This window comes from Bacillus sp. Nf3 (genome assembly GCF_003028545.1).
Lineage (GTDB): Bacteria > Bacillota > Bacilli > Bacillales > Bacillaceae > Bacillus > Bacillus safensis.
Genome location: NZ_PYUA01000007.1, coordinates 114,309 through 135,401 on the forward strand (window position 1 = coordinate 114,309; position 21,093 = coordinate 135,401).

Consider the following 21,093-nt stretch of genomic DNA (forward strand, 5'->3'; position numbering starts at 1 on the left):
ACATTAATAAACAATGGAAAAACTCTCTAAATTACCATTGTAGAAACTAAATTAATTCTTTAGACTTATGCCTTTTTACCCGTTTTATTGATATAGCAACTGGAAAATTACTGAATTTTCTGTTAATAATGGGTCAATTTTCATAAAAAGTTTTTCGACGGTCGAATATTTTCATTTTCTCCCCTTTTATTGCTCGGACAGGCTTGCAAAGGCGCCTCACCGGTTATGACTTTTCTATTTGTGCATTTCGTGGTATATTCTAATGGTTCGTTTTCTTTCGTTCCGCCTCTTCCGTGTATCGGAGAAAAGGAGTGTTTATATGAAAACATTTATTCAAAAAAGAGGTCTCGGCTTCTTTCTGATTGCAGCCATCTTACTATGGCTCAAAACATATTCAGCGTATTTAATCGAATTTAAACTTGGTATATCAAATGTGCTTCAGCATATTTTGCTTTTCGTGAATCCTATTAGCTCCAGCTTGTTCTTTCTTGGCTTTGCTTTATTGTTCAAGAAAAAATGGCAGCCTGCCGCTATCATTGTGATTCACTTTTTCATGTCTTTTTTACTTTACGCAAACATCGTGTACTATCGATTCTTCAATGACTTTATCACGCTGCCTACAGTGATGCAGGCAGGAACGAATGGCGGACAATTAGGTGATAGTGCATTTTCACTCATGCGTTGGACTGATGTGTTTTACTTTATTGATACAATCATTTTGATTGTACTTGCAGTCCGCATGAAAAGGCAGCAGCAAACAAGTACAGCCACGACTGTACCTGTACAAAAGTCAAAATCGTTTAGACTCGTCCTTGTGTCCTCTGTTGTGATCTTTGTTTTGAACTTAGTTGCTGCAGAGATCGATCGTCCAGAGCTTTTATCAAGATCGTTCGACCGCAATTATTTAGTTAAATATTTAGGTGCTTATAACTTTACTGTGTTTGATGCCATTCAAAATGTGAAATCAAACAGCCAGCGTGCTCTCGCGAATTCAAATGATGTGACAGATGTAGAGAATTATTTAAAAGCGAACAGCGCTGATCCTAACCCGGCTTATTACGGGAAAGCGAAAGGCATGAACGTGATTACAATTTCTCTTGAATCTCTGCAAAACTTTGTCATTGATTATAAAGTGAATGGAAAAGAAGTAACGCCGTTCCTTAACTCATTGGCACACGACAACAAAACGTTTTACTTTGATAATTTCTTCCATCAAACAGGACAGGGAAAAACGTCTGATGCTGAATTTATGATGGATACTGGATTATTCCCATTATCACAGGGCTCTGTTTTTATTAACAAAGCGCAAAACACATATCAAGCACTCCCTGGTATTTTGAAGAAGGATCAATATACGTCAGCAGAATTCCATGGCAATACGAAAACCTTCTGGAACCGTAATGAAATGTTTAAATCCTTTGGGTATGACAGATTTTACGATTCTGAATACTACGATATGAACGAGCAAGATACGAAGAACTACGGACTGAAAGACAAACCGTTCTTCAAAGAATCGATGCCAATGCTTAAAAACATGAAGCAGCCGTTTTATTCGAAATTCATTACCTTATCGAACCATTTCCCATTTGGAATGGACGAAGGTGACACTGATTTCGAACCTGGTGACTTCGGTGACTCTGTTGTCGATAACTACTTCCAATCGGCTCATTATTTAGATGAAGCGATTGAACAGTTCTTCAACGATTTGAAAAAGTCAGGTCTCTATGACAATACAGTCGTCATTATGTACGGAGATCATTACGGTATTTCTGAAAACCATAATGAAGCGATGGAAAAAGTGACTGGACAAAAAATTGGAGATTATGAAAATGCACAGCTCATGCGTGTGCCGCTCTTTATCCATGTACCTGGCGTAAAAGGCGGACAGATTCATAAATACTCTGGTGAAGTCGATGTCGCACCAACCCTTCTGCACCTGCTCGGCAATGATACGAAGAACTATTTAATGTCTGGTTCTGATATCTTATCGAAGAACTTTAAAGAGCTTGTGCCATTTAGAAACGGTGATTTCGTGTCTAAGGACTACACGAAAGTAGGCAATAACTATTACAGCAACAAAACAGGCGAGAAAATCGAGCCAACTGACAAGGCATCACAAGAAAATGAAACGGTGAAAAAGATGCTGGAGACATCTGATAAGATTGTCACCGAAGATTTACTTCGTTTCTACAAACCTAAAGGCTTTACACCGATTGACCGCAACGACTATGACTATACAAAGAAAGTACAGGATGAAAAGGATTCCTCTTCCGCCAAAGATGAATCCAGCTCTTCTTCAAAATAACTTTCTCATGCTAAGAACCAGCCGATCCTTGATCAGCTGGTTCTTTTTACGTTTGATCATGATTGCACCGGGTATAGGAGAAGAAGGAGGGATTTATCATGAAGAAAACAGCAGCTTTTGTCGTGACTGCCTCACTTGCTTCGTCTGCCCTATTCGGTTTCAGTTTTGCTGTCTCAGCACACGCCATGACCAAACCAGCAGCAGAACAATCCGTTCCTCAAGGTCCAAAAGCCGCGCTTACCAGCATTTATGAGCTGGCACATAAAGGGCAGATGCCTTACTATGCAAAAGGGCTCAAAATAGGCGTTCAAACAAAAAAAGACGTTCATCATAAGCTCGGAAATCCATACCCAGAACCAGGTCAAAGCAGCTTTGATCTCTATCACGCTGAAATGGGGAATCCTGGATTTGCTTTTCACTATGATGCAAAAGGCAAGATTGATGAAATCCGTTATTTCGGAACGAATGTAGAAAAAGAAACGAATATTGGTGGAATGACCCCTGCTCTACTAAAGAAACAGCTCGGATCAGCGGATTCAGTGAGCACCATCCCGCAAACAAAAGAGAAAAAATATGTGTATCGAACCGGTGATTATGAACTCGAATTTATTGTAGGCCATGATCCAGATATTAGCCAGCATGAACTCACCGTGCTGCATATCAACTTGATAAAAGCCAATTCTTAAATAAAAAAGCATCCTGAGCACATGCTCCGGATGCTTTTCTTTTATTATGATGCCACTTCTAATTGCGGCTTTCTTTTCAGTTTTCGTTTGAGGACTGGACCTGCTACATAATCAAGACCAAGTTTTCCGGCATTTCCTTTCGCTGCCATGATGAAGACTGCGATCAGAAGAAGAAGCGGGTTAACAGAGACGGTTCCAGCTAGTAAGAAAGAGACATTCATCACGCTTCCAAAAAAGGCTGCCGTTGTTGTGAATAATCCGACAATTAATCCTAGGCCTACTAAGATTTCTCCCCACATGACCATAGCACTGAATAATCCGGCATTCGGCAAAGCGACATTTTCTAAAAACCATACATAGAACGGATACACAAGATGACCATCTTTGACGACAGGTTCAGATATCGCAAATTGCAAATAGCCTGATGCATCAAATCCACCTGTTAGTTTTCCAATACCAGATGTCAGCCAAGTCCATCCGATATAAAGTCTTGCTGCCAAAAGGATAACGGCTGCCCATACATTCGTTTGTAAGAATTTTGTAAACATGATGATGCCTCCTTTTAAATTATGTGAAATATTTCACATTTTCTTTATGATCTTATTATACTATGTTATATCTTATTTGTGATCTTTTTCACATATATGTTCACAAATTGTTCATTAATATCTAATTTTTCCCAATCTCAAAAGTGTGTGCAGCTTGTTGAAATAAACTTTTGGAGCGTGACGTGTTTCATGTGTTTCAAACAACTCAACTGCTGTGTCAAAGTACGATAAAGCTTCTGTGAATTTGACTAAATGGAAATAGCATATACCCAAGTTGAAAATTGTTGAAAGGATGAGGTATTGGTTAATAGTGATGTGTACCTTTAAAGAACCAGAAGTAATACTCTAACAACCTGTCCGGTCAGTTAATATTTTAAAATAAGCTTTCGTCTGCTGTTCGAGAAAAAAATCCTTTACTAAGACCGTAGTCAGAGAAAATATAAGCCTCGAGCGGGTTTAATCAATTTCCTTCTCCCTTTATTATCAAAGTAAGTAACACGTCACAATTAACTAGAGAACATTAAGGGAGAGAAGACAATTGAATAAATTATGGCGTTTCATCGTGTATGTATGCGTTTTCGTTCTGGTTGTTGGAGGAACCGGAGCGATCGGTTTCATGAGTACGATGCAGGAGGCTATGTCGGTTTATGATAAGCCAGTTCCTGCTTCTCTACAAAGCATCCAAACTCCTACCTATGATTCGAAAAAGCCAACAGTGGTCGTTATTTTGGCGAATGAAGTAACCGAGGTGTTTGATTTTCTCGTACCATACGAAATGTTCTCCATGACGGGTTCGTACAATGTATTTGCGGCAGCTCCCAACAAAAATATAAAATCGTTGACGGGCGGGCTTGATGTCGTACCGCATTACTCTTTCGACGAGTTGGACAAATTGACAGGCAAAAGCCCGGATATAATTGTGATCCCTTTCATGCCGATTTTGGATGAAGCGCAATACAAGCCCATCCGCGATTGGATAAGGAAGCACTCCGGCAAGGAAACGATATTGTTGTCCATCTGCAATGGGGCGGAAAATTTAGCGGATACCGGCCTGCTGAACAGGAAATCTGCAGCAACACATTGGGGAGATATCAGCAGATTGGAAAAGAAATATACCGAGATTACTTGGAAAAGGGATCAGCGTTACGTGCATGACGGTAACATAGTCTCCTCGGCCGGCCTGACTTCGGGGATTGATGCCACACTATATGTTATATCCCAGCAAATGGGAGATCCTGTAGCGGAGAAAGTGGCGAAGGAAATGAATTACCCTTCCTACGATTTTGTTCAGCATCCGCAAATGGAGCCTTTCACGGCCGGATTGAGCGATATCGTCTATATTTTGAACAATGCGTTTCAATGGAACAAGGAAAAGAACGGAGTCCTGCTGTATGACGGTGCCGACGAGCTGATGTTATCCTCGGCTTTTGACACGTACGGGGCTTCTGGAACAACAACAACATTGACGATATCCAACAAACGCGAGCCGGTTGTTACTCGGCACGGTCTGAATCTGATCGCCCGATATCAAATAGAGGATGCTCCAAAACTCGACAAAATGATTTTTGTGGGACCGGACGTGAAGACGCGCGCTGCAGACGATATCCGAAACTGGAACGTGAACGGTGGAAAGGCTGAGCAGCTTTTCCTGCACAGTGATTCGCCAGAGCGGTTCGCGATGGAACCTGCGTTTGAAGATTTGGCGAAGCAAGAAGATATCTTGACGGCGAAATTCGCCGCCAAGCGGCTCGAGTACCGCGCCACAAGCCAGCTTAAGCTTAAAGGAGCACCATTTTCGTACGAAGCGTTCGGCATACCGATCGGTGTCGGCTTGTTGTCTATGTTCATCGTATATTTGGTAGAAAGACGCTTCTTAAGGAAAAAAACTGTTCCTGCATAAAACAGGATGTAAAAGAAACACCACTGTTTGGAATTATTTATACATGTTTGGACCAGATTAGGAAGAAGAAGCACAATCTATTTAGGATTTTTTAAGGAAAAATGAGATTGATAATGCTTTTAAAGTCGCCATGATGGTTGATTACTATAAATTTAATTAAATTCCTTATTAAACAAACGAGTACCGATAGTTCAACAGGCTATGAGTAATTTTAGGACTAAGCCCATATTTTAGTTATTCCATTAAAGGGCGCTATTATTTAAGATCAAAGGTAGAAAATGATCAAACTTTTTTATAAAACCAAAACTTAAATATGCTCGAGAAGAATCCATTTTGATCATACTTTTTTCAAAATGGATTCTTCTAATTTATCGTAAAATAAGGGTTTATCAGGTATTTTTGATTAAACTTTATAAAAACACCCTCTATCAAGAGAGTGTTCTTTGTGCTGAGTCAAAACTGAACAGGTCACCACCAGAATTCATCTTATCTTGTTCTTTCTGCTTCATAGAGGTAAACTTTTCCCTTGCGAAAACCGTCTAAGTCATTTCAGACAGTAAAAAGGGGTTTAATTTTGTATGAAAACACTATTTCATTTTGCTTATTTACAGGCCATCTCATGTCTATTCCCCGTCATGATCTTTGCGGCACTTGCCCTATCAAAGACGGTGTCTATTCCTTTTCTTCACCGGTATGATTTCATTTTACTGCTTTGCCTCGCAGCTCAAATCCTGATGCTCACGCTGCGGCTGGAGACTTGGACGGAGCTAAAGGTCATTTGTCTATTTCATCTCATAGGAATCTGTTTGGAAGTGTATAAAGTACATATGGGCTCTTGGTCCTACCCAGAAGCAGCTTATACAAAAATATTCGGGGTTCCACTTTATAGCGGCTTTATGTATGCAAGTGTGGCTAGTTATATTTATCAGGCATTTTCACGACTTCATGTAAAAGTGACCGACTGGCCTCGTCCATTTCTTTCAATTGGTATCAGTTTGTGCATTTATCTCAATTTCTTTACGCATCACTGGCTTTATGATGTCAGGTGGTGGCTGACATGTCTGCTTGTTGTTGTGTTTTGGAAAACGTCGGTTTCGTTTCAGGTTGGTCCATCTTCCTTTCGAATGCCGCTTGTTGTTTCATTTTTCCTGATTGGCTTTTTCATTTGGATTGCCGAAAATGTCACCACCTTTTTAGGCGCATGGCAATATCCAAATCAGCAGCATGCTTGGTCCATTGTTCATCTAGGGAAAATTAGTTCATGGTTCTTACTCGTTGTGATCAGTATTGTGCTAGTGATCGAACAGCGTAAACAAAAAAACGTTCAGCCCATTTGACCTGGCTGAACGCTTTTTTTAATCTCGATCGACTTCCTTACGGAGATCATCTGCGACAAATTCTACATTCGTTCCAATAATAATTTGTACGGATGTTTTTCCAGAAGTCAGCACCCCTTTGGCGCCTGCTTTTTTCAATTTACCTTCATTTAATAAATTTGTATCCTCTACTGTTAAGCGAAGACGTGTGGCACAATGATCAATCGTGGTGATATTGTCTTTGCCCCCAAGTCCCTCTACGAGCATACTTGCTCCTCCTGTTGTCACCGCATCATCCGCTGCGATATCTTCCATGTCATCATCTTCCCTGCCTGGTGTTTTCAGCTTTAATAGTTTAATAAGGAAATAGAAAACGACAAAGTACACAACGCCATAAATGATTCCTACTACAAGAAGCAAGATCGGCTTTTGCGCAATGCCAAAGCTTAAGACGTAATCAATTGCCCCTGCTGAAAAGGCAAAGCCGCTATGAATCCCGAGGGTGTTCACAATAAAAAGCGAAAGCCCTGTTAAAATAGCATGGACACCATATAAAAGTGGAGATAAAAACATGAAAGAAAATTCAATTGGTTCAGTGATCCCTGTAATAAATGATGTAAGTGCCATCCCAATCATCAGACCAGCTGTTGCTTTTCGCTTCTCAGGTTTTGCAGTCACAACCATGGCTAGACATGCCGCTGGCAGACCAAACATCATCACTGGGAAGAATCCTGTCATAAAGACACCAGCGCTTGGATCTCCTTTAAAGAATCGCGCTAAATCCCCTGTTGCCCCGCTGAATTCCCCGAATTGAAACCAAAATAAGTTATTCAAAACATGGTGAAGTCCTAATGGAATGAGCAATCGGTTAAAGAAACCAAACAGCCCTGCCCCTGTTGCACCAAGACTTAAAATCCATTCCCCTAAATCATTGATCACACTTTGAATCGGCGGCCATACATATCCGAAAACGGCTGCTAATAGAATGGTGAAAAGTGCGGTCATAATAGGCACAAGCCGCCTTCCGCTAAAGAAACCTAAGTATTCCGGCAGCTTCGTATCCTTAAATTTATTGTAAACATAACCTGCCAAAAGCCCGCACAAAATACCGCCCAATACCCCCATATTGTTGGTGGAGTTGATCGATGTTGTACCGGCTGACAAAATAAAATAAGAAATCGCACCTGATAATGCCGCTGCCCCATTCCCATCCTTTGAAATACCAATCGCTACACCCATTGCAAAAATTAAAGCCAAGTTCGCAAAAATTGCATTCCCTGCCTCATAAATAAACGGGATATTGAATACATCCTCACGCCCAATGGCCAAAATAATCCCTGCTGCTGGAAGTACAGCGATTGGAAGCATAAATGATTTTCCTAGCTTTTGAAAAAACTGAAACACCATCTGACTTCTCCCCCCTTTGTCATCATCATGACTAAATCGTTCATGATGTTCATAAAAAATATATCATATGCACGTCTAGTTATCTATACCAATTTGTCCACATCCATTTGAATTCCGCTCTTTACTCTTTTTGCGTAAAATGTGGTAAGCTATTGAATAGAATGAAGTTATAGAAAGCGGGAATGAACAGTGATTGTCAAACATGATCATGAGTTAGAAGCCTTAAAAAAAGTCGGCCGAATTGTCGCTTTGGCAAGAGAAGAAATGAAAAGCCAAGCGAAACCAGGCATGTCTACAAAAGAATTAGATTTGATTGGGAAAAAAATATTAGAAGAGCACGGTGCCAATTCAGCACCTGAAAAGGAATATGACTTCCCTGGTACCACTTGTATCAGTGTAAACGATGAAGTGGCACACGGTATCCCTAGTGAAAAAACCATTTTACAAGAGGGCGACCTCGTAAACATTGATATCTCAGCAGAGCTTGACGGATATTATTCCGATACAGGCATTTCATTTGTTTTAGGTACAGGTGATGCTCGTCTTGAAGCATTATGTAAGTGTGCGGAGGATGCGTTCCTAGAAGGATTAAAGCATGCAAAAGCCGGTAAAAGACAAAACCAAATTGGCCGTGCGGTCTACAATACAGCAAAAGAACAAGGGTTTACCGTTATTAAAAACCTGACAGGACACGGCATTGGGAAAAACCTGCATGAAGCACCTAACCATATTTTGAACTACTATGATCCATTCGATAATGCTTTGTTTAAAAATGGCACAGTTATTGCCTTCGAGCCCTTCATTTCAACAAATGCTGAATCGATTTATCAGGCTGATGATGGCTGGACATTTAAAACACCAGATAAAAGTCTAGTCGCACAGATTGAACATACCATTGTGATCACTAAAGACGAACCGATTATTTTAACAAAGCTGTAAGCCAGCGGATCCCTTCCTTTACTGGAGGGGATTTTTTCATGCCCGTTTCACGAATCTGTCACGACTAAACAAAAATGCCTGTGGTAAAATAGGCAAAGATATGCGAAAGGGGTCTTATTTGATATGTGGTTCATCATCATAGGTGTTATCTTTTTCATCGAAAGTATTATTTTAACGGTTGTAGGGATTAAGAAAAAACAATCCATGATGACCTATCTTGGTGTTATCATCATGATTATGACGGTCGGCATGATCATCGTTACCCTCAACCCGCCAAATTCATAAATCAATATTTCCAGCATATACATGGATCATAGGCAGATAGAATCAGTTTTCATTTCATGACACCTGCACGCTTTTCACGTCCTTTTTTGAGATGTTACAATGCAGGCAGTTCCAATTGAAAGGAGTTTTCTATCATGCATTATGGTAGCAAAGGCTGGTATGTCGAAGAATTAAAGAAGCTTGGTGTGACTAAGCATGAAGGAAGAAAGCTTCAAAGCTTAAAAACATATTTCCTTGCAAATCTTCTTGAGCAAAAGAAACGCAGCTCATAAGCGCTGAAAAGCCGTACATCTTAAGCTGATGTACGGCTTTTTTTAAATGTGCTGAATTCGTTTTTCTAAAGACTTCCTCACCACATCTGCTAAAGCCTCTACTTCAAGAACGGCTTTCAGTCTCTCCGGGCTTGTTTGACGATATTTGACTTCATTGACCTCATGGACCGTAATTTGATGGGGCGCTTTTTCTACGAGTACAAGCGATGCATCAGGCGGTACCATGCCTTCTTTCAGTACACGTAAATAAAAGCCTGTATACCCTGTTTTCTGCACTTCCTTTACAATCTTCATGTTGCCATGCTTAACAGATAATTTCACACAAGGCTGTCTTGGCTGGCTCACCTCAACAAATGCATCTCCAAGCTGAAACACATCGCCAATATGCACATTCGTCTCGACTAGCTTGCGTACTGTTACATTCTCGCCAAAGGCAGCTTCCTGTAAAGGAATTCCTAAAAATTGCTCAAAGTAAGCATAATGATCATACGGAAAGACGCAGACGGCTTTATCATAGCCCCCATGATGAACCAAATCACCTTGGCCATCTCCCTCAAAATTGATCTGACTTAAATACACAGGCTCATGAATGCGCTTTTTGTTGATGGCTGTTTTGATTTCTTTTCCGTTCGCATAGGTGATGATAGGTTGTCCCACTTGGATTCCTTCTATGGCATATCTCTTCTGTCCCACGATGGCCATCTCCTTTGGTTGTCTACTGGCTTTTATTTTACATCGTTTGACAAACAAATCAAAGTCGAGGCGTGAAGATCAGATGCAGGCTATGGTACGATGTGAAAAAAGGAGAGATGACCATGGTTCATTATCACGCCATTGTAAAAGGACGTGTGCAAGGAGTCGGCTTTCGTTATTTTGTTCAGGGAGAAGCCGTCAATCGTGGAATGAAAGGCTGGGTACGCAACACAGATGAAGGGCATGTCGAGTTAAAGGTAGAGGGTGAGCAGCAGAAAGTGATTGAGTTCTTAGAAACTGTTCGGAAAGGAAGTCCTTTTTCAAAAGTCACCGACATGCAAATGGAGCCGCTCACGGAGCTTGCTCATTATCAAGATTTTCGAATACGGTCATAAAAAAAGCCTAGCTCTCGCTAGGCTTTCAGATTGTTGACAAAGGGCTAAAATGATCTTTATTTTAGCCCTTTGTCTTCCTTTCAGCATGATAGAAAACCTTTGCAGTCTAGGAAGGGCGAGTACCGGAGCGGAGCGAATTTGACATTCGTGAGCACCGGAGCGCAGACCTGACACCGAATGCGAGGGTTTGTCTACACGCTGAAAACCTAGCTCTCGCTAGGCTTTTTCTGTCCCGTGATAGGGCTTGTCCTGATAAAAATAGTTTGGTTTCACAATCGTATTGTCGTAATGCTTGTGGAATATGTGGGTAGCAGCTGGTGATACTGGCGGAATCAGCCATGTCCAGTCCCCAGTCAGCTTGCGGTCAGCCTTCTCTTCCTGCTTTTCAAACTGCTTGAATTGATGTGCTGCTGTATGGTGATCGACAATGGTTACCCCTGCTTCGCGATAAGAATGGAGAACCGCCACATTCAATTCGACAATGGCTTTATCCTTCCAAAGGGACGAATTCTTGGTCGTGTCCAGTCCTAAAAGAGAAGCAACTTTTTTTAGCATATTATAGCGGTTTTCATCCGCTAGGTTGCGTGCGCCAATTTCTGTGCCCATATACCAGCCGTTGAACGGTGCAGCGTTGTAATGAATACCGCCAATCTCTAATTTCATATCAGCAATAATCGGAACCGCATACCATTTTAGTCCCAAATCACGGAATCCATCATATTCAGGATGGGTGATCTCTACCTCTTGAACGATTTCTTTCGGAAGCTCATACAGAACAGGTGGCTGACCTTTTAGCTGAAACATGAGAGGCAGAATATCAAAATGTGTGCCCTCTCCTTTCCAGCCATGGGCTTCACATAATTTTGTTAATTCAAGAGATGCCTCGTCGCCGATGATGCCATATTCCGTCTCATAGCCTGCATAACGAACGAGCTGATGATTATAAATGACGACTTCCTTCTGCTTGTGACTCTCTGGGGGAAAGATCGTAATAGACGGTTTGATTTTCCCGCCATTTGTCGCATACTCAATATGATGAAAGAGCGCCTCTTTCACCTCATCCTCTGTCTTTACATGCCGGCAGTCATGCACTTGCAGGGTCGACCAAAACAAACGGCCAATGCAGCGGTTACTGTTGCGCCATGCCATTTTCGCCCCGTGAGCTAATTCCTCTAGTGTATGCGTATAACTACCTTCAGACTCAATTTCTTTTTTTATTTCATGCAGACGTGCTGCTTTCTCTTCATTTGACTTATTTAATTCTTCATAGCATACAGAAATAAAAGCTTCTGCTTCATTCCACAACGCTTCTTGATTACTCAAACATACTCGCCTCACTTTAATACGAATATATCCATTGTAGCGGTTTCTATTGATAAATTCACTCGTTTCAAACCATTTTTTATCAAATCATCCGACCATTGTCCTTAGACCATAGATGAATCAATACGTATAAGGGTCTTTTGGAGCCAGCGGACATAGCCTTTTTCTCTTTCGATTGCCCTTGTCAGCACTAAGTAATGCCCAAATTGCGCTGAATGCAGTGATTCAGCAGAAGGGTCTTCCTCTGTCAAAGCGTGCAGCTTTTGTTCCAGCACATCTACTTTCTTGGTGCGCTCTAAAAGTTGATATGCAAAGAGGTCAGCCGCTTCTTTTTTGTCCATGGAGGAGATGAAAAATGTTTTGAGCATGAATTCATCCTTTGTTGTTTCTGGAATCGGATCTTTTGTTCTTAACCACTGACGCAATTCTTCTTTTCCTGCCGTTGTAATTTGATAGACCTTCTTCTCCAGCTTTTTTCCTTGTATGTGAATATCAAATTCAATAAACCCTTCCTCTGTAAGACGCTTCAGCTCAGGGTAAATCTGACTGTGCTTTGCACTCCAAAACTGTCCAAGGGAGTCCTTAAAATGTTTCGTAATATCGTATCCTGTCAGCTCATGCTGATCCAGCAAGCCAAGAATGGCATATTTTAGTACTCTCATGATGTGCCTCCAACGCTTATTCTTTGACAATAGTATACCATAGACTTTAAAATAAACATGTAAATCACAACATGTTTGAAAAAACATCATTCTAATGAAAGAAGGAATAAACATGGATCAATTCGTTGGACTTCATATGATTTATACGTATGAAAATGGCTGGGAATATGAGATTTACATTAAAAACGATCACACCATTGATTACCGCATTCATAGCGGAATGGTTGGAGGACGTTGGGTCCGTGATCAGGAAGTAAATATTGTAAAGCTGACAAAAGGCGTATACAAAGTCTCTTGGACAGAACCAACTGGGACAGACGTCTCTCTAAACTTTATGCCTGAAGAAAAACGCATGCATGGCGTCATCTTCTTCCCAAAATGGGTGCATGAACGTCCAGACATCACCGTCTGCTATCAAAATGACTACATCGATCTCATGAAAGAATCTCGTGAAAAATACGAAACCTATCCGAAATATGTTGTCCCAGAATTTGCGGACATTACGTATATCCATCATGCAGGTGTGAATGACGAAACCATTATCGCAGAAGCACCATATGAAGGCATGACAGATGAAATAAGAGCTGGACGAAAATAAAAAAGCGGCACGCCTAGTGCCGCTTTCAGCGTGTAGACAAACCCTCGCATTCGCCCGCAGTCCTGCGTGCCGGTGCTCACGAATGTACAATTCGCTCCGCTCCGGTACTCGTCCTTCCTAGGGCTGCAAAGGTTTTCTATCACGCTGAAAAGAAGACAAAGGACTAAAATCATTTTAGTCCTTTTTTATTGAATGCCTAACGTATTTTGAGGAAGCACGAAACGATAGACTGGCAGTTCATCACCTGTTTTTGAAGCGATAAACCCTGATGACATATAGCTGTCCTTTGATTCTGGTTCAAGGGCAAGTGACAGCAAATTGGTTTGCGGCTGTGCCGTGACATATACCTTTGTTCCTTTTGGCAGCTGACGTTTCTTGTCAACGAGTTTTGTTTCAAGCTGAATATCTGATTTGCTCTTTTCCTCTCGTTTTGTCACCTTGTAGGCTTGTACCGGCAACTTCATGCCAACCGGCAATGTGACACTTTTTAACCCTAATGTTCTGAGTTTCCTTTCTACTCCTTCATGCCCCGGAAGAATGAGGTAAGCTGTCGGCCGTTCTCTTGTTAAGACAGGAACAGCATCGCTCGCACTATGAAAACGTACAGGAACATTGGTGGTCTGTCCTTTCTCAATATCAACCATTTCCAGCGTGTCATCAACAGGTGATTTGAAAGCATCTTGAATGACGACTTGATCGTCATCTTTTGGATGAAGCCCTTTTTTCACAAGCTTCAACCGCTCCGTCACCATTTGCTGCTTCACCTGCTTGGCATGTTTCACCGTGGTCTCAATGATTTTTTCATGGGTGGCTACTTGCGCAGCGACGCGGCGGGCAAAATCCTCTCTCCCAATCCCAATCCCTCTGCTTTCTACAAGAAATGACAGGGCTGGCGAAAGTGCAAAGGCATTTCGGCCAATTCGCGCATCCGTTCCACCTTCATAAATGTCGATCTTGCCATCCTTTCCTCTTGTGTTTGTATAATACAAATCGTTAGAAAACCCTTTATTCGTCAGCGTTTCACGAACTCCGTTAACATATAACTCATTTGATGTCAGCCGGATGTTTTCAGGAATGTTTAGATTCTTCCCTGATAGAATAAGCAAATCATGATATTTGAGAGCGCCTGATGAACCGATATCTTCAAACTGCTTTTGACCCACATCGTATTCATGGGCATCAATGACCACTTCTGGCGCATACCGATTAAATTCTTGATGCAGTGCTGTCAATTCTGGAGATTCTAATGTCATATGATCACGGTTTCCATCTAATCCGTTTGCCAGTCTGCGGTCAAACGCATAAGAACCATCAGGATTGATTCTTGGGACAATGATGATATTGACATGATTGAGTATACGCTCTCCTTCTTCACCTGCTAATCGTTTTGCAATGACGAGAGCAGATTCACCAGAGGCTGGTTCATTTCCGTGTATTTGTGCTTGGAGCCAGATTGTTGGCTTTTTTGAAAGTGGAGTAATCGAGCGATCCTTTGTAAAGTACAGGGCCGAAATGGACCTGCCTTCAATGGATGTTCCAATCTGTTTCTGCGTGGCGTAAGGACTTTTGCGGACAATGTCTCGTAAGAAAGTTTGAAGCTCTTCTTGTGTCGTAAATGTTTCTTCTTTTTTCTGAAAGGCAGGGGTATCAAACGTCTCGTCAGGCTCAGGGTATAGCTTTTTCACTGAAGCCGGCTGTTCATAATTCTTTCCGTAATAAGGGGTTTCTGCATGAGCTGAAGCTGGGCTCACCAACGACAAACTGCCTGCCATGAGGCATACAGCAGCAAAAAGAATCGTGCCTTTTCGTTTGGACATGCTATCCTCTCCCTTCGTTGATTTGCATTATAAAGAAAAAAACAGCAAAAGTGTCAGTATTTTTCAAAAATAAATCTTTTGGAGGAACAGGCATATCTTTGTCTAGGGCAAATGAATGGAGCCTGCCCAGCAATATGACCTAAAAAAAGTGTCTGCTCACAGCAGACACTTTTTATTTACCAGATGGAAATAGCCCCAATGAGAACTGCCATGACAGTCATAGCGACGACCGCCAGCACAGCCCATTTCATCCCAAATTTCTGATGCTGATCCAGTGATACGCCAACAAGTCCAACAAGTAAATGAGTCGATGGAACAAGTGGACTTAACATATGAATCGGCTGACCAATAATAGAGGCTCTGGCAATCTCAATTTTATCGACACCGTAAGCTGCCGCTGTTTCTGATAGGATCGGCAGTACGCCATAAAAGTATGCATCATTCGGCATAAAGAAAGTAAAGATCCCGCTTGTTAATGCGACAATGACTGGAATAAAGCCGCCAAGCTGCTCTGGAATTGCAGATACAATCGAAATCGCCATTTCATCAACCATTTTCGTTCCAGTTAGAATACCTGTAAAAACACCTGCCGCAAAAATCATCGAGGCAATGGCTAAAACGTTTGTGGAGTGAGCCGCAATTCGCTCACGCTGCTGGTCCAAGTTCGGATAGTTCACAATAATTGCCACACAGAAAGCAAGAACAAATAGAACAGTTAAACTGACTTTACCTGATACAAGCAGCAGCACCAATAACAAAGTTAGCGCCAGGTTAAACCACCAAAGCTTCGGTCGTTTGATGTCATCTTGCAGTGCCGCTGCCATTTCATTTGCATGAATCGGCTGGTCAAGTTCAATGACACCAAGACGTTTTCTTTCGGCTTTTCCAAGAAAATAAGCAACAATAATCATACTGAGAACCCCTGCACCAATGACTGGAATCATCGGGCCAAATAAAAGTGAAGGATCGACCCCAAGTGCACTCGCCGCTCTAGGTGTGGCTCCTCCCCACGGAATTGTATTCATAATTCCCATGCCAACTCCGGCAATTCCGGCTAAAATAATTGGTCGGATGCCAAGCAGTGTAAATAGTGGAAGCATCGCTGTTGTTGTAATCATATATGTCGTTGTTCCGTCACCATCAAGTGCAACAAGCATCGTCAGGACAGCTGTTCCGACTACGATTTTTAATGGATCGCCTTTAACGATTTTTAAAATTTTCGCCACCATTGGGTCAAATAAACCCGCATCAATCATAATGCCAAAGTACAAAATCGCAAACATGATCATGACCGCTGTCGGTGCGACTTGCTGCACGCCTTTGACAATCATGTCTGAAATTTCAGTAAAATGAAAACCTGCGATAAGAGCAAATGCAATCGGTGTTAATACCAATGCCGTTAAAACAGACATACGTTTCGTCATAATCAAAACCATAAATACTATCATCATAAGAAATCCTAAGATTGCTAACATATTGTTCACCCCTTATGTTGTATACGCTTTCATTAATGTGTTGGTATCCCATTTCCAACCCTTTTTGTCATCATATCTGAGGTGAGAATTGAAGTAAATATTATGAATTTTAATTCTTTTTCGGTCGATAAATGCTTTTTGTTCATTTTGTTCAAACATTGGCCTTTTTCATTCCATGAAAAAACAAAGGGTTTATTTTAGCCCTTTGTCTTCTTTTCAGCGTGATAGAAAACCTTTGAAGTCTAGGAAAGACGAGTACTGGAGCGGAGCGAATGTGAGATTGGTGAGCACCGGCACGCAGGACTGCGGGCGAATGCAAGGGTTTGTCTACACGCTGGAAGCGGTCTCACTCGACCGCTTGTTCTCCTTGTATCAATTGCTCATATTGCCTTAATTGATCTTCCATAAAGATCTTTGCCTCTTTGCTGTTCATATAACGACCTGTCCAGCCCTTTTGCTTTAATTGCTTTTTCCAGGACCTCGTTTTCGTCATTTTTTGAAGAAGCTGATCCCATTCACGAATGTCATGCTGACTCATTTGTTTTGGGCCCATCACACCGCGCCAATGGGAAAAGATGAGCGGAATGCCCTGCTCATTCCATGTTGGCACATCTTCAAATCCATCTAAGCGCTCGCTGGTTGTCGTCGCTACGAGCTTCAGCCTCTTTTTTTCATAATCATGACGAACCTCTGTAATAGTAGTCGTTGCTGCATCTACCTCATGGTCGATGAGCGCCTGAAATAAATCATCTGCACTGTCAAATTTCAGAAATTGAATGCGATATGGATCAATCCCTGCCATTTCTGCTGCCCGGGCGAATGAGATTTGATCATCATTTCCAAAGTCAGGGGCAAACCCAATTTTTAAGGAATCTGGTTTTTTCTTTAGTGCGTGTAACAGCTCCTTCCCATTTGCAAAAGGAGAATCTACTGGGACTGCGACGACCTGCCACTCTTCTGCAAGGATTGCCAGCGGTGTCACATCATTCATCGTCACGTTACTGCTGCCAAGCAAGTTACGGCTTAACAATAAGCTTGAATTTAAACTGATATAGTTGGCTTCTCGCTCCATCATGTAGGTCCATCCTTTATCCACCGTTCCGCCTCTTTGATAAAGAATGTTCACAGGCCGTTTCACCAGCTTCTCTTGTTCAAGCACTGATTTCATCACCTGAGCCGTTTGGTCAAATCCCCCCTCTGGTACACCCGACACCACAATATATAAGGAGCTTTGCTGAAGGAAAGAATCTCCGGCCTTTTTTTCATTAAAGGTGAGCGTGATACAAAGGCAGAGCACGATAACAAAAAATATTGCTTTTTTCATCTTTTATGACTCCGCTTGTTTGGCAGGATAATATTTCCGTTCAGGTCTACCAATGATTCCGTATGCAAGCTCTGCCCGGCATTCCCCTGTTGTCACGAGATACTCTACGTAGCGTCTCGCAGTTGTACGTGATGCGCCCATCTTTTCCCCGAGTTCTTCTGCTGTAATTCCGCTATTTTCAGATGCCATCAATGTTTTCACTTTATCCAAGGTCAGTGAATTGATGCCCGTGGGAAGATCTCTGTCATCCCTTTGTTTTGGCTCTTCCTGCATTTGCCCAAAAAACAGATCGATCATCGTTTGATTGACTTCATCCTTTGAATTGATGATGTCTTTCTTTTCTTTATATTCGGTTAAGACTTGTGCAAACTTTTGTGCGGTCACCGGTTTGATTAAATAATGAACCACTCCGTAATGAAGTGCATCTCTTAAAAGCGTCGTTTCCGTTGCAGCCGTGATAATGATCACATCTACTTCAGGACAGCGTTCTCTTAAAAGCGGCAGCAGGTTTGTGCCAAGTTCATCAGGCATATAGACATCAAGCAAGATGAGATCAACTTGTTCCCTTTGGAGCGCCTCCCACATATCCTTTGCACTCTTTGCCTTTCCGGCGACTTTAAATCCTTCTATCTTTTGTATATAAGATTCATGAATGGCAGCGATTCGAAAATCATCCTCCGCAATGAGTACCTTAATCACCATCTATTCCCCCTTTGTGCCTTTCGGTATGTATACAGTAAAGATGGCACCGCCTTCTTTTTGGTTCGCAACTTCAATCCAGCCCCCAAGCTCGTCCAATACTTCTTTCACATTCGCAAGCCCGTAGCCTCGTCCTTCTCCCTTTGACGAATGGCCTCTTGTGAAAATCTGTGACAGTTCCTCTTCATTCACTCCATCACCTGAATCTGACACTTCTATGATAATATCAAACCCAATATCTGTGATGAATAGGTCTACCTCGCGCTTCTCCTTATTTAATACAGCTTCAAAAGCATTATCTACGAGATTGCCAATGATGGTGATAAAGTGAGATAGACTTAAATGAGCTGGGAGCGGCTCTAGTGAGCTATTTTCATCAATGTGGAAATGGACTTTCTTCTCAGATGCTTTCCCTAGCTTGCCAAGTAAGATCGCTTGTATTTTAGGAGACCGAATCTGCTTCATGAGTAAATCGTGCTGTCGGTTTTGCAGATGATATTCTTCTTTAATCAAGTCGATGGCTTCATCGACTTGATTCAGCTCAAGCAGGCCTAAGATGGCATACAGCTTATTTGAGAATTCGTGCGTTTGTGCTCTCAGGTCTTCTGAATACTGGCTGACCTCTGTTAATGTATCCAGCAGCTTCGTCAGTTCGGTTTTCTCCCTAAAGCTCACAATCCCTCCGAATACTCGATTGTCCTGCATTACCTTTTTCACATTTAAAACATAGGTTTTATCATTGACGACGGTTTCGATGTTAGGTTCAATCGTCTCTGCCTTTAAATAGAAAAGAAGTTTGGCATTTGGTAAGACTTGATCAATATGAAGGGGCAGTTCTGATGAGACGCGCAGCATATGTTCAGCTGATGTATTCATCATCGTAATCGCGCCTTTCTGGTCAAACGCAATGATTCCTTCTTTTATAGCGAGCAGCATCGCTTCTCTTTCTCGATACAGCGAAGCAATTTCATGCGGCTCAAGCCCTAATGTATCTTTGCGAATACTCTTTGTTAAAAAAATCGCACCGAATATGCCAGGCAAGAGCACAAGAAGGGCAATATAGCTAAGCTTCAATAGCTGATGAGCTGTCGCTTGATCGATTTCCTTTTTTAAAAATTCAACGGTGACTGTCCCAATAATTTCTTCATGCCCTTCTGTTTCTTTCATAATGGGCGCACTGCCTCTGACAACGGTTTCACCATTAGAATCATCAGTGGATATAGAAGTTCCTCCAAATAAGAGGGTACTTCTTCCTTCCGATACACTGATGGTTTTTCCTACGTCCTCATGATTCGTATGAACAAGAACCTTTCCTTTTCGATTGGTAATAAAGATGGCATGTGCTCTTACTTGCTCCTTCATTTGCTCAAGCACTGCCTGTTCTTCATTTTTGGAAGCTGACACGGCCACCGATGCTTTAATGGGCGGCATATATGATATCGTTCTAGCGGTCTGCACCGCCAGCTGTTCAGCTTGTCCCTGCCTTTCCGATGTCTGCAGAAAACCAAAACAAATGGTTAATAATGCAATGACAACAAGCAAAAGCCCGATAATTAACCCCAAAATTTTCGTTTGTAAAGTAACTTTCCTTTTGCCCATCCTCACCGCCACAACCCCTAATTCAGTAGATTCACCCGAATAGACTCTAAGAAAATGATATCATTTTTTCTTACTAAGTTAAGAGAAAATTCTTTCAAACAAAAAAGACGACTCAAAATCGAGTCGTCCCTGTATGCCTATTACGTGATCGATAAACCAGCACTCGCATAGCCTGCTACGGTATTCACTAAGGATAGACCTGTAGCTGATGCGGAGAATACAACAAGCAATCGTGTTTCTGGTGTAACTGGTACATTTAGACCAGTTGCAATACCGTTTGAAATAGCACCCAGTGTTAAAACTCCAGTTAAAGCTGGGGCTAATGTGACACTCGCTACTTGAGTGAAACTGTTATTTGGTGTCGGTGAAGCGAATAGACTAGCCGTTACGGTAACACTCGTGCCAACTAAAGAAAGAGCTGCTGTTGTGCTGAAATAGCCGGCAAATGACGTGATTGTTCCAGCTCTTGGAACTGAGAACGCCATGTTGAGTAAAGTTCCTGCAGCACCTGTTAAATCAATGATTCCACCTACGATACTGACACCAGTGGCTGAGTTACCGAATCCGATCAAGCTGGATGTTCCTACGAGACCGCCTGCAATTGTTGTCAGGACAGCAGGTGAACCTGAAGCAAACGGAATGATCGCACTCGATCCTGTCACACCTGTTGGACCGGTGGCGCCGGTGGCTCCTGTACCTGTGACTCCGGTGGCTCCGGTTACTCCTGTTGCACCTGTTAAACCTGTAGCACCAGTGGCTCCGGTTACTCCCGTTGCTCCTGTTGCTCCGGTTACTCCTGTTAAACCTGTGGCGCCAGTGGCTCCGGTCGCTCCTGTTACTCCTGTGACTC

General features: G+C 42.0%; 20 protein-coding genes. 9 read left to right on the forward strand and 11 right to left on the reverse strand.

What is annotated here, in order from left to right; translation table 11 throughout:
• Nucleotides 1-319 precede the first annotated feature (319 nt).
• Entirely contained in the window at nt 320-2,305 is a 1,986-nt protein-coding gene (ltaS, locus tag C9414_RS16680; RefSeq protein WP_107164097.1) for a lipoteichoic acid synthase, read from the forward strand.
• Nucleotides 2,306-2,403: 98 nt separating this feature from the next.
• Nucleotides 2,404-2,991: a YjgB family protein gene (locus tag C9414_RS16685; protein ID WP_107164098.1), complete on the forward strand. Its 588-nt coding sequence runs from the start codon at nt 2,404-2,406 to the stop codon at nt 2,989-2,991.
• Nucleotides 2,992-3,035: 44 nt separating this feature from the next.
• On the opposite strand, the gene C9414_RS16690 is transcribed toward C9414_RS16685, so the two are convergent.
• Nucleotides 3,036-3,539, reverse strand: coding sequence for a DoxX family protein (locus C9414_RS16690; RefSeq protein WP_024426621.1), 504 nt, complete (start codon nt 3,537-3,539; stop codon nt 3,036-3,038).
• A gap of 538 nt (nt 3,540-4,077) precedes the next feature.
• On the opposite strand from C9414_RS16690, the gene C9414_RS16695 reads away from it, so the two are divergent.
• Both C9414_RS16695 and C9414_RS16705 read left to right on the forward strand, forming a co-directional pair.
• A complete protein-coding gene (locus C9414_RS16695; protein WP_107164099.1) occupies nt 4,078-5,439 on the forward strand; it encodes a DJ-1/PfpI family protein in 1,362 nt (453 codons plus the stop codon).
• A 578-nt stretch (nt 5,440-6,017) separates the two neighbouring features.
• Nucleotides 6,018-6,776 carry a DUF817 domain-containing protein gene (locus C9414_RS16705; RefSeq protein WP_107164100.1) on the forward strand — a complete coding sequence of 253 codons (759 nt, stop codon included), beginning with the start codon at nt 6,018-6,020 and terminating at the stop codon, nt 6,774-6,776.
• An 18-nt stretch (nt 6,777-6,794) separates the two neighbouring features.
• Here C9414_RS16705 and nagE read toward each other — a convergent pair whose 3' ends face one another.
• Nucleotides 6,795-8,162 carry an N-acetylglucosamine-specific PTS transporter subunit IIBC gene (gene nagE, locus C9414_RS16710; protein WP_107164101.1) on the reverse strand — a complete coding sequence of 456 codons (1,368 nt, stop codon included), beginning with the start codon at nt 8,160-8,162 and terminating at the stop codon, nt 6,795-6,797.
• Nucleotides 8,163-8,351: 189 nt separating this feature from the next.
• Between nagE and map the strand changes: the two genes are divergently transcribed.
• From map to C9414_RS16720, 3 genes are all read left to right on the forward strand, one after another.
• Complete coding sequence (map, locus tag C9414_RS16715) at nt 8,352-9,101, forward strand: type I methionyl aminopeptidase (protein ID WP_024424611.1); 750 nt, start codon at nt 8,352-8,354, stop codon at nt 9,099-9,101.
• A gap of 123 nt (nt 9,102-9,224) precedes the next feature.
• Nucleotides 9,225-9,386 carry a hypothetical protein gene (locus C9414_RS20285; protein ID WP_181286163.1) on the forward strand — a complete coding sequence of 54 codons (162 nt, stop codon included), beginning with the start codon at nt 9,225-9,227 and terminating at the stop codon, nt 9,384-9,386.
• A 134-nt stretch (nt 9,387-9,520) separates the two neighbouring features.
• Entirely contained in the window at nt 9,521-9,658 is a 138-nt protein-coding gene (locus tag C9414_RS16720; protein ID WP_064497716.1) for a YflJ family protein, read from the forward strand.
• A gap of 42 nt (nt 9,659-9,700) precedes the next feature.
• Here C9414_RS16720 and C9414_RS16725 read toward each other — a convergent pair whose 3' ends face one another.
• The gene (locus C9414_RS16725; RefSeq protein WP_107164102.1) at nt 9,701-10,351 is read right to left on the reverse strand and encodes an MOSC domain-containing protein; all 651 of its coding nucleotides are present in this window, start codon (nt 10,349-10,351) and stop codon (nt 9,701-9,703) included.
• Nucleotides 10,352-10,473: 122 nt separating this feature from the next.
• Between C9414_RS16725 and C9414_RS16730 the strand changes: the two genes are divergently transcribed.
• Nucleotides 10,474-10,746, forward strand: a complete 273-nt coding sequence (locus C9414_RS16730) for an acylphosphatase (protein ID WP_107164103.1) — start codon at nt 10,474-10,476, stop codon at nt 10,744-10,746.
• A 216-nt stretch (nt 10,747-10,962) separates the two neighbouring features.
• Here the strand turns inward: C9414_RS16730 and C9414_RS16735 are convergent, their stop codons facing one another.
• Nucleotides 10,963-12,069 (reverse strand): nitric oxide synthase oxygenase, encoded by a 1,107-nt coding sequence (locus tag C9414_RS16735; RefSeq protein WP_047203015.1) that lies wholly within the window; start codon nt 12,067-12,069, stop codon nt 10,963-10,965.
• 104 nt (nt 12,070-12,173) lie between these two features.
• Nucleotides 12,174-12,731 carry a PadR family transcriptional regulator gene (locus tag C9414_RS16740; protein ID WP_107164104.1) on the reverse strand — a complete coding sequence of 186 codons (558 nt, stop codon included), beginning with the start codon at nt 12,729-12,731 and terminating at the stop codon, nt 12,174-12,176.
• 112 nt (nt 12,732-12,843) lie between these two features.
• On the opposite strand from C9414_RS16740, the gene C9414_RS16745 reads away from it, so the two are divergent.
• The gene (locus C9414_RS16745; RefSeq protein ID WP_008341777.1) at nt 12,844-13,329 is read left to right on the forward strand and encodes a phenolic acid decarboxylase; all 486 of its coding nucleotides are present in this window, start codon (nt 12,844-12,846) and stop codon (nt 13,327-13,329) included.
• Nucleotides 13,330-13,514: 185 nt separating this feature from the next.
• Here C9414_RS16745 and C9414_RS16750 read toward each other — a convergent pair whose 3' ends face one another.
• The 6 genes from C9414_RS16750 to C9414_RS16775 form a co-directional block, all read right to left on the reverse strand.
• On the reverse strand, nt 13,515-15,146 hold the full coding sequence (locus tag C9414_RS16750; protein WP_107164105.1) for a M14 family metallopeptidase: 1,632 nt from the start codon (nt 15,144-15,146) through the stop codon (nt 13,515-13,517).
• 176 nt (nt 15,147-15,322) lie between these two features.
• The gene (gene citM, locus C9414_RS16755) at nt 15,323-16,621 is read right to left on the reverse strand and encodes an Mg(2+)/citrate complex secondary transporter CitM (RefSeq protein ID WP_034283666.1); all 1,299 of its coding nucleotides are present in this window, start codon (nt 16,619-16,621) and stop codon (nt 15,323-15,325) included.
• Between the two features lie 346 nt (nt 16,622-16,967).
• Complete coding sequence (locus C9414_RS16760) at nt 16,968-17,945, reverse strand: tripartite tricarboxylate transporter substrate-binding protein (RefSeq protein ID WP_107164106.1); 978 nt, start codon at nt 17,943-17,945, stop codon at nt 16,968-16,970.
• Nucleotides 17,946-17,948: 3 nt separating this feature from the next.
• Entirely contained in the window at nt 17,949-18,644 is a 696-nt protein-coding gene (locus C9414_RS16765) for a response regulator (RefSeq protein ID WP_025092679.1), read from the reverse strand.
• Between the two features lie 3 nt (nt 18,645-18,647).
• Nucleotides 18,648-20,243 carry a sensor histidine kinase gene (locus C9414_RS16770; RefSeq protein WP_047203195.1) on the reverse strand — a complete coding sequence of 532 codons (1,596 nt, stop codon included), beginning with the start codon at nt 20,241-20,243 and terminating at the stop codon, nt 18,648-18,650.
• A gap of 140 nt (nt 20,244-20,383) precedes the next feature.
• A partial coding sequence (locus C9414_RS16775; protein ID WP_306460559.1) for an exosporium glycoprotein BclB-related protein occupies nt 20,384-21,093 on the reverse strand: 710 nt, incomplete at its 5' end.

Bases quoted from the DNA above. Each gene is read 5' to 3' on its own strand.
- ltaS (WP_107164097.1), top strand. From the start codon at position 320: ATGAAAACATTTATTCAAAAAAGAGGTCTCGGCTTCTTTCTGATTGCA.
- C9414_RS16685 (WP_107164098.1), top strand. From the start codon at position 2,404: ATGAAGAAAACAGCAGCTTTTGTCGTGACTGCCTCACTTGCTTCGTCT.
- C9414_RS16690 (WP_024426621.1), bottom strand. From the start codon at position 3,539: ATGTTTACAAAATTCTTACAAACGAATGTATGGGCAGCCGTTATCCTT.
- C9414_RS16705 (WP_107164100.1), top strand. From the start codon at position 6,018: ATGAAAACACTATTTCATTTTGCTTATTTACAGGCCATCTCATGTCTA.
- nagE (WP_107164101.1), bottom strand. From the start codon at position 8,162: ATGGTGTTTCAGTTTTTTCAAAAGCTAGGAAAATCATTTATGCTTCCA.
- C9414_RS20285 (WP_181286163.1), top strand. From the start codon at position 9,225: ATGTGGTTCATCATCATAGGTGTTATCTTTTTCATCGAAAGTATTATT.
- C9414_RS16720 (WP_064497716.1), top strand. From the start codon at position 9,521: ATGCATTATGGTAGCAAAGGCTGGTATGTCGAAGAATTAAAGAAGCTT.
- C9414_RS16730 (WP_107164103.1), top strand. From the start codon at position 10,474: ATGGTTCATTATCACGCCATTGTAAAAGGACGTGTGCAAGGAGTCGGC.
- C9414_RS16740 (WP_107164104.1), bottom strand. From the start codon at position 12,731: ATGAGAGTACTAAAATATGCCATTCTTGGCTTGCTGGATCAGCATGAG.
- C9414_RS16745 (WP_008341777.1), top strand. From the start codon at position 12,844: ATGGATCAATTCGTTGGACTTCATATGATTTATACGTATGAAAATGGC.
- C9414_RS16750 (WP_107164105.1), bottom strand. From the start codon at position 15,146: ATGTCCAAACGAAAAGGCACGATTCTTTTTGCTGCTGTATGCCTCATG.
- citM (WP_034283666.1), bottom strand. From the start codon at position 16,621: ATGTTAGCAATCTTAGGATTTCTTATGATGATAGTATTTATGGTTTTG.
- C9414_RS16760 (WP_107164106.1), bottom strand. From the start codon at position 17,945: ATGAAAAAAGCAATATTTTTTGTTATCGTGCTCTGCCTTTGTATCACG.
- C9414_RS16770 (WP_047203195.1), bottom strand. From the start codon at position 20,243: ATGGGCAAAAGGAAAGTTACTTTACAAACGAAAATTTTGGGGTTAATT.